Below are 8,420 nucleotides of genomic sequence, written 5' to 3'. Positions count from 1 at the left end.
GGGCTCGGCGAGCCGCAGGTGGGGGAATCGCTCCACCATGTGCCTGAACGCGATCTGCCCCTCCAGGCGTGCCAGCGGCGCGCCGAGGCAGAAGTGCACACCCTTCGAGAAGGCGAGATGCCCGTTCGCCCGGCCCTCGAGAACGATCTCGTCCGGCGATGCGAAGACGCCAGGATCACGGTTCGCGGCCGCGAGCATCGCGAAGACCCGATCGCCCTCCCTGAGGCGCTGCCCACCGAGTTCCGTATCCGTGGCGAGCAGGCGCCCGGTGGACAGCACCGGCGAGTCGAAGCGAAGGAACTCGTCCACGGCGGGGACGATCAGCCCGTCGACGTCAGCCGCCAGCTTGGCGGCGACGTCCGGGTGCTGGTGCAGGGCGATCAGGCCGTTGGTCAACAGGTGAGCGGTCGTCTCCTGCGCCCCGTTGCCGATCATCATCATGCTCGCGATCAGCTCGTCCTCGGTGAGCGTCTCGCCGTCGACCTCGGTGGTGATCATGCGGGTGAGTGCGTCGTCGTGCGGGCGAACCCGGCGTTCGTCAATCAGTTCGCGGAACAGGTCCGCCATCGAACAGGCGCCGTGCCGAGCTCTCTCGTACTTGTCGTCGACGCCTCGCGAGCTGCCGATGAACAGCATCATTTCGTCCGACCACTGCTTGACCTCGGCCAGCCGGTCGCGCGGGACGCCGAGCAGATCCATGACGACGTAACCCGGCAGGGTAAGAGCGATCTCGGTGAAGAAGTCGACCGGCTGGTCCTTCGGCAGGCTGTCGAACAGGTCCGACGTGATCTCGGTGATCGACGTCCGCAGGGACTCCACCATGCGAGGGTTGATAACCGTCGACAGGTAGCGGCGCAGCCGGGTGTGGTTCGGTGGATCCTGGAACACCATCCACAGTGACAGCCAGCGCAGCACGTCGGCCGCTGTCGCGCGGTTCTCCTCGGAAAGCCGTTCGTGCACCGGCAGGAGACGATTCGCCGAGAACACCACCGGCGTCGTGACCACAGTCTGAACACTGGCCCAGTCCACCGCGATCCAGCCCGACAGCGGCTCGCACCAATGCACACCGCCGGCGGTGCGCAGCTCCGCGAATATGGCATACGGATCGCGCAGTTGTATGGGATCAGTGGGATCGTACGCGGTCGGCATCGAACTCTCCAGGTTCTCGGAAAGCACGAGAATGGCACGCCGTCGGTCGGCTGTTCGACGGCCGCGACGCGCACGATCTGGAGCCGCGCACAAATCCCTCGTGCCGACCGACTCCCCCTCGAGTGCGATCCATGTCACAGTGAACCTTTCCCCGCAAAGATCAACTACCTTCCGTGACAGCTACCTGCCGTGACAGGCAAGGGAGGAGGCCAGGAGCGCCTTCTCCGCCCCGCGCACCATCGGTCCCGGCCTCTGGAAGATCAGCCTGATCGCCCGGGCCGCCCTCGCGATCCTCCATGTCGAGCACCACCGCACCACCTGGCGACCACCACGGACACCGCCGCCGTCAATTACAAAAAGTAACCAATCATTACAGGGAAGGCTCAGTACCCGCCATGACTCTTTCCATCAGACGCGTCGTGACCGGCGTCGACAGCACGGGAACCTCCATCGCCCATGAGGACGCGCCGCTGCCACCCGTCGAACTGGCGATCATGCCTGGTGTCCAGATGTTCCAGGTGTGGGGAACTGAGGGCCCACTCAGCAGCCCGCTCAGCGACCCGAAGCCCGACAACGCGGCCTTCTTCCCCGGGCCGGGCGGAACACGTTTCGGACTGTTTCGCCTCCCGCCGGAGGACGGTGCCGAACCAGGTGCCGAACCACACGAACCCAGCGCGGACGCGGCAACCCTCGAGTCCCAGGTCGCCGAGGCCGAAGCGAAGGTGCCAGGGTTGCTCGGCGTGTTCGAGCCCGACGCTCCGGGAATGCACCAGACCAGGAGCATCGACTACGTCATCGTCATCGATGGCGACCTCTGGGTGGAACTCGACAACGGGACCGAGATTCACCTCCCCCCGGGCACGTGTGTGGTTCAGAACGGCGCCAGGCACGGGTGGCGCAACCACGGAAAAGTTCCGGCCACGCTGGCCTACGTGATCCTGGACGCCCAGCAGCCCGCCCAGGGCCACTGAAAACCAAGAAAGGACATGGCGTAATGCCTACGCAAACTCTCCCGGAAGTCGATGCCGTCGTCGTCGGCGCGGGCTTCGCCGGGCTTCGCACCATTCACCTGCTGCGACAGCTCGGCCTGAGCATGCAGGTGTTCGAGGCCGGGGACGACGTCGGAGGCACCTGGTACTGGAACCGCTACCCCGGCGCCCGCACCGACACCGAGAGCTGGGCGTACTGCTTCTCGTTCGACCGTGAGCTGTGGCAGCGGTGGGACTTCCGCGAGCGCTACACCGCTCAGCCCGACGTCCTGGAATACCTGCGGGCGGTCGCGGACAAGCACGACATGCGCCAGCACATCCGCTTCTCCACGCGGGTCGACGGTGCCTACTTCGACGAGGCGACCAACCGCTGGACAGTGACCACCGAGGACGGTTTACAGATCACCAGCCGGTGGCTCATCACCGGCCTGGGCTGGCTGGGCATCGCGTACAAGCCTCCGTTCCCGGGCGCGGACTCCTTCGAGGGCGAGTCGTACGTGACGTCGCAGTGGCCGAAGGAGCCGGTCGACTTCGCAGGCAGGCGCGTAGCTGTCATCGGCACCGGCGCGACCGGCATCCAGGTGATCCAGTCGGTCGGGCAGGTCGCGGAGCATCTGACGGTGTTCCAACGCACCCCGAACTACGCGTTACCCGGGCGCAACCACGCGCTGGGCCCGGAACAGCAGCAGGCGCTGCGGCGTGACTTCGAGAACGTCTGGGAGAAGACGTTCAACCACGTGTTCGCCTTCCCGATGGAGCCGGCGAACCGCCTCGGCGCGCAGGTCGACGACGCCGAACTCGAACGCGTCCTGGAAGCCGGCTGGGAAGCCGGCGGCTTCCACTACATATTCGAGACCTTCGACGACATGCTCGTCGACCAACGGGTCAACGACGCCGCCTCGGAGTTCGTGCGGCGCAAGATTCGCGCAATCGTCAGGGATCCCGCGACCGCCGAACTGCTGTGCCCGAAGACGCACCCGATCGGCGGGAAGCGTCCTCCGCTGGGCAACTTCTACTACGAGACCTACAACCGGCCCAACGTGACGCTGGTCAGCGTCCGTGACGATCCGATCCAGGAGATCACCCCGACGGGTCTGCGGACGAGGACCGCGGAGTACGAGTTCGATGTGATCATCTACGCGACCGGTTTCGACGCGATCACCGGACCGCTTGCCAGCATGAACGTGCACGGGGTCGGGGACCGGACGATCGCCGAGCAGTGGGCACAGGACCCGAAGGCCCTGCTGGGCATCGCGTCCCCGGGCTTTCCGAATCTTTTCGCGATCCTCGGGCCGCAGGCACCGTTCGCGAGCCATCCACCGGTGATCGAGACGCAGGTCGAACTGATCGGCAAGCTGCTGGCGCACGCGATCGAGCAGGGCGCCGAGCGAGTAGAGGCCACCGAGGAAGCCGCCCGGGCCTGGTCGGAGCAGTGCGACACGATCCTGAACGCCACTCTCCTGCCGCAGGGTATGGGAGACCGGCCGTGGTTTCTCGGGGCGAACGTGCCCGGCAAGAAACCCAGCACACTGTGCTACCTCGGCGGCCTGGGCAGTTATCGCGCCGCCGTCGACAAGGAGGCCGACGGCGGCTTCCCCGGTTTCACCCTGAGCAGGTCGCCCGTACCGGCATAGCCGCCCGGTAGAGCCGCCCGGTAAAAACCGGTGCCCCGCCCGGGGAGGATTCGGGCGGGGCACCGGTTTTTCATGTTCTGCGCATCGGATGGTGAACGGCGCGGGAACTGCGGATATCCGGGGGCATCGGCTTCTCACGTTTTGTGCAGCCCGAGCCCCCTGCTGATGATAACCTTCATCATCTCGCTGGTACCGCCATAGATTGTCTGTACGCGGGCGTCTGCCCAGGCCCGCCCCACCCGATACTCCGTGGTGTAGCCGTAGCCCCCGTGCAGTTGCAGGCACCTGTCCACGACACGCTGCTGGGCCTCGGTGGTGTGCAGCTTTATCATGGCGGCCGTGTCGGCACCGAGGCTTTCGGCCAGGTGCTCCTCCACCCCCCAGTCGACGAAGACCCGCGCCGCCTTCACCGTGGTGGCCAGCTCCGCGAGCAGGAACGCGTTGTGCTGGAACCGGCCGATCGGCTGGCCGAAGGCGGTCCTCGTCCTGACGTAGTCGAGGGTGTCCGCCAGGACGCCCTCCATTGCCGCGACCGCCTGCACGGCGATGGTGAGCCGCTCCTGCGCCAGGTTCGCCATCAGGTAGCGCAGCCCCTTGCCCGGCTGCCCGAGCACGTTCGCGTCCGGGACCGCGACGTTGTCGAACGACAGCTCAGCCGTGTCCTGTGCGTGGAGCCCGACCTTGCCGAGGTTGCGGCCGCGCGTGAAGCCCGCCATCCCACGCTCGACGACCAGCAGGCTCAGGCCGGCGTCGCCGTCCGACCCGGTTTGCGCGACAACAATGACCAGGTCCGCATGGATGCCGTTGCTGATGAAGGTCTTCGCGCCGTTCAGCAGCCATCCGCCGGGGGTTCGTGTCGCCCTCGTCCGGACGCCCCGCAGATCGCTGCCCGCTCCGGGTTCGGTCATCGCGATCGCGGCCACGAGTTCACCCGACGTCATGCCCGGCACCCAGCGCCCCAGTTGCTCAGGAGTGGCCAGTTCGGCGAAGTACGGTCCGCAGACGTCGTTGTGGACCGTGAATCCCGGCCCGGTGGCGCCGGCGTGGTAAAGCTCGGCGTCGACAACCGCGTTGAACCGATAGCTCGCGCCGCCGCCGCCGTACTCGGCCGGAAGCCCGAGACCCAGCAACCCGGCCGCGCCGGCCTTACGCCACAGTTCCCGCGGAACGATCCCGTCGCTCTCCCACCGGGCGTGGTGGGGGGTGATCTCACGTGCCACGAACGTCCGGACCATCTCGGTGAACGCGGCCAACTCCGCGTCGTGTTCTCGGACGGGTGCGAAGGTCCCTGTCATGTGGCGCCTCCCAGCGCTGTCCCAGATGGTGCGGCCAGGCAGGTGCGAAGGCCCTTTCAGGTATAACCGGGCCCACCGTCCACGAGGGCGGGCCCGGTTGGTCACGCGAACAAACGACGAGAAGGAGGTGATCGGGCGGGCGGGATGCGACGGCGATAGCTTCCAGTGCTGTCTGCTCTGTGAGCGGCGACTGGCGTTACGCATTGCCACTCATCACCTACCATCCGGAGGATCCTGCCGTGGGACCGTTGCGAGGAGTCCGGATTCTTGAGCTTGGCGGTCGGGGGCCGGTTCGGTTCTGCGGAATGCTGTTGGGGGATCTGGGCGCCGAAATCATCGCTGTCGATCGTCCCCGCGAGGCTGACGACATCACGCCGTTGTCCGACGCCGGGCTGGGCCGCCGTCGAAGGCGGGTGCGGCTGGATCTCAGGTCCGCCGATGGCCGCGCCACCGCATTCGAGATCATCAAGCGTGCCGATGCCGTGATCGAAGGCTTTCTTCCGGGTTCGATGGAACGCCTCGGCCTCGGGCCGGAGGACTGCGCACCGCACAATCCACGCCTTGTCTACGGGCGGTTGACCGGCTGGGGTCAGACCGGCCCGCTGATGGCGCAGCCCGGGCACAACATCAACTATCTGGCCGTCTCGGGAGTCCTGGCCCACCTCGGACGAGCCGAGAGCCTGCCCTTCCCTCCGATGAACCTTCTTGCCGACGGTGGCGGTGCGATGTTCCTGGCCCTCGGCGTCGTCTCAGCCGTGCTGGAGGCACGATCGTCCGGCGTGGGACAGGTGGTGGACGCCGCGATGGTCGACGGCGCGGCCCTGTTGAGCACCATGAGCCATGAGATGCGCAACGAAGGCAGGTGGGTGGAACAGCGTGGCAGCAACCTCAATGACTCGGGGGCACCTTTCTACGACGTGTACGAGACCGCCGACGGCCGCCTTGTCGCGGTGGGGGCGGTCGAGGACAGGCTCTGGGAGTCCCTCCTGCGGTTGCTGGGGCTGCACGGCGAATCGGTCGACAGATGGGATCGGGCAAACTGGCCATGGTGGCGGGAGCGGCTCGCGACGGTGTTCCGGCAACGCACCCAGGCGCAGTGGTGCGCCCGGGCCGAGCAGGCCGGCGTATGCCTGTCTCCCGTTCTCACGATGTCGGAGGCGCCCGCTCATCCACACAACGTGACCCGGGCGGTCTTCACCAGGGTGGGCGATGCCGTTCTTCCCTCGCCAGCACCACGCTTCAGTCGCACGCGGTCGGAACCGATCGCCGAACCTCAGCCCGGTGACGACGACACGGCCGACGTGCTCGCCGAACTCGGCATCGACCTGCCGCGGCTCGTCGGCGACGCCTCGGGCGGGTAGCCGACGCCGGCGGCAACCGCCGGGCAGCCGCCGAGGCGAACGATCGCCATTGCCATCTGCGCGGTCAGATAGTCACTGTCGTCAGTGGTGACGCGCAGACCGGTGAGGCGTTCGATGTTGGTGAGCCGGTAGCGCACCGTGTTGGGATGGACGCCTAGTTCGTCGGCGCAGTCGCGCACGTTTCTGGCCAGCCGCAGGAACGGCTCCAGTGTCGACATCAGTTCCACGGACTTGACGGACCGATCTCGCAGCAGGGGCCCGAACGTGTCGAGAACGAGTTGACGGGCCTCGTCGCGGCTGGTGGAGGCCAACAGGAGTCGTGCCGCGCCGAGATCGTCGGCGGCAAGCACTCCCGGCTCGGCGTCCGAGAGATGCTCCCGGATGCACTTCAGGACCTGCTGGGCCTCACGATGGGCTCGCTGGTCATCCCCGGGAGCCTCCACCACCGTCGAGATCGCCGCACAGAGCTGGCCTTCCGGGCTGAGTTCGGCGAGCACGGTACGCAGCCGGACCCTCACCCATTCGATCGCCTCACGCCGGTCGTGGTCCTTCGGCACCTCAATGATCACTGCGATGTCGCTGCCGGACCAGGCCGCCAGCGCGCTTGACGGTGATTCCCGGTCGGTCAGGATCTGGGCCACCTGCCGTGACACGACGCGGTTTGCCGAACTGCTGTCCCGCGCGGCCACGAGGCAGACCACCCGCCGCGCGGTGAGGTCGACGCCGAGCGAGCGAGCTCGTTCCCCGAGATCCCGCTCGCCACGGATCAGGCTTCCCACGAGGGCCTCGACCGCATGCCATTCCATGTCCTGGTCGAACCTGCTCCGCAAACGCTCAAGAGCGATGTTGTGCGCGGCCCTGCGCACGATGACTTCATCGAGCTGACCGAACCGGCCGGCGGCCTCGACGACAACGACGTAGCCCTGCCGCTGCCCATTGAGTTCGATCGAGGTCAACAGGAGCCGATGGTTGATGCCGGCCTGCGGCAGTGGCGGAATGCACTGCGGGCGTCCGGACTCGAGCGACGCCATGACGGGCTCGACCGAGGGATGATGCCGCATGTTGCCCAACGACCGGAGTTTCACGCGCAGATCGTCTGCCGCGCCGGCGCAGGACAGGCAGCGAAAGTCCACGTCGTAGATGGCGCAGGGCTTCGACAGCAGTTGCGCGACCGTCTCCCCCAGTTCGCGAACCCCCCAGCCGCTCAGCGCGATATCCGCGAGCTGCCCCTCCATGCGACGAGCGCGCTGCAGCATCTCCAGCTGTCTGGCCTGTACGTGGAGGCTGTCCCTGAGCTGGGAGGTCAGTTGAACCTGGTTGATCGCCGTGGCCGCGAGTTCGGCGAACGACAACGCCAGCTCCTGGTCCGACTGTGAGAACTCCATCGTGGTGTCCTCGGTGTCGAGACACAGAATCCCGATTACCTCGCCGCGGAGCCTCATGGGGATTCCCAGCACCGAGCGTGCCCGCCAGCGACGCATCGCGGCGTGCACCGGCCGGGGATCCACCAGCGTGTTCGTGAGCATCACGGGCCGGCCGGTGTCGAGGATTTCCCGGGTGAAGTTGTCCCCGGGCATTCCACTGACCAGCTGTTTTACGGGTATGTCGATGTCCCGGGCAGCGTGCGCGGCCTTGCCGTGCAACAGACCGGTTTCCCGGTCGCGCAGATGCAGACTGCACCGGTCGGCGCCTGTCAGCTCGCTGAGGGTGTCGACAATGAGATGGAAGATCGTGTCAAGGTCACGTTCTTCGGCCAGCGCGCCAGCCAGTTTCCGGAACGCGGCAAGTTCCCGGTGTTCCCGGTGCTCGCCACCCACCTCGGAGGCGCACTCGGACGGCTGCCGCATACCGGTCACGTTTGGTATCTGTCGATGCTCCGATTCGGCCTGACAAGCCCCGTTCATGTCCTGTCCGAGACCCCCGTCCGCAGGTCGCCTGAACCATGGATGCGGATGCCTTCCATGGCAGCAAACAGCCAGCAACGGTCTCTGT

6 protein-coding genes are annotated in these 8,420 nt (G+C 66.8%); 3 read left to right on the top strand and 3 right to left on the bottom strand.

Annotation, left to right across the window (positions count from 1 at the left end; genetic code table 11):
• A partial coding sequence (locus FrCorBMG51_RS19600; RefSeq protein WP_047224528.1) for a cytochrome P450 occupies window positions 1-1,149 on the bottom strand: 1,149 nt, incomplete at its 3' end.
• 395 nt (window positions 1,150-1,544) lie between these two features.
• Here FrCorBMG51_RS19600 and FrCorBMG51_RS19595 point away from each other — a divergent pair.
• Both FrCorBMG51_RS19595 and FrCorBMG51_RS19590 read left to right on the top strand, forming a co-directional pair.
• Window positions 1,545-2,120: a cupin domain-containing protein gene (locus FrCorBMG51_RS19595; protein WP_047224505.1), complete on the top strand. Its 576-nt coding sequence runs from the start codon at window positions 1,545-1,547 to the stop codon at window positions 2,118-2,120.
• Window positions 2,121-2,143: 23 nt separating this feature from the next.
• Entirely contained in the window at window positions 2,144-3,772 is a 1,629-nt protein-coding gene (locus tag FrCorBMG51_RS19590; RefSeq protein ID WP_047224504.1) for a flavin-containing monooxygenase, read from the top strand.
• 134 nt (window positions 3,773-3,906) lie between these two features.
• Here the strand turns inward: FrCorBMG51_RS19590 and FrCorBMG51_RS19585 are convergent, their stop codons facing one another.
• Window positions 3,907-5,067, bottom strand: a complete 1,161-nt coding sequence (locus tag FrCorBMG51_RS19585; protein WP_047224503.1) for an acyl-CoA dehydrogenase family protein — start codon at window positions 5,065-5,067, stop codon at window positions 3,907-3,909.
• 239 nt (window positions 5,068-5,306) lie between these two features.
• Between FrCorBMG51_RS19585 and FrCorBMG51_RS19580 the strand changes: the two genes are divergently transcribed.
• Window positions 5,307-6,428 carry a CaiB/BaiF CoA transferase family protein gene (locus FrCorBMG51_RS19580; protein ID WP_047224527.1) on the top strand — a complete coding sequence of 374 codons (1,122 nt, stop codon included), beginning with the start codon at window positions 5,307-5,309 and terminating at the stop codon, window positions 6,426-6,428.
• Here the strand turns inward: FrCorBMG51_RS19580 and FrCorBMG51_RS19575 are convergent.
• Window positions 6,341-8,275 carry a helix-turn-helix domain-containing protein gene (locus tag FrCorBMG51_RS19575; protein WP_235433743.1) on the bottom strand — a complete coding sequence of 645 codons (1,935 nt, stop codon included), beginning with the start codon at window positions 8,273-8,275 and terminating at the stop codon, window positions 6,341-6,343. The genes FrCorBMG51_RS19580 and FrCorBMG51_RS19575 overlap by 88 nt on opposite strands.
• Window positions 8,276-8,420: the final 145 nt, after the last annotated feature.

Source organism: Protofrankia coriariae, from assembly GCF_001017755.1.
Taxonomy (GTDB): domain Bacteria; phylum Actinomycetota; class Actinomycetes; order Frankiales; family Frankiaceae; genus Protofrankia; species Protofrankia coriariae.
The sequence above is the reverse complement of the archived record's forward strand: the minus strand, read 5'-3'. Positions and strand labels throughout refer to the sequence as shown.

Bases quoted from the DNA above. Each gene is read 5' to 3' on its own strand.
- FrCorBMG51_RS19595 (WP_047224505.1), top strand. From the start codon at position 1,545: ATGACTCTTTCCATCAGACGCGTCGTGACCGGCGTCGACAGCACGGGA.
- FrCorBMG51_RS19575 (WP_235433743.1), bottom strand. From the start codon at position 8,275: ATGCGGCAGCCGTCCGAGTGCGCCTCCGAGGTGGGTGGCGAGCACCGG.
- FrCorBMG51_RS19590 (WP_047224504.1), top strand. From the start codon at position 2,144: ATGCCTACGCAAACTCTCCCGGAAGTCGATGCCGTCGTCGTCGGCGCG.
- FrCorBMG51_RS19585 (WP_047224503.1), bottom strand. From the start codon at position 5,067: ATGACAGGGACCTTCGCACCCGTCCGAGAACACGACGCGGAGTTGGCC.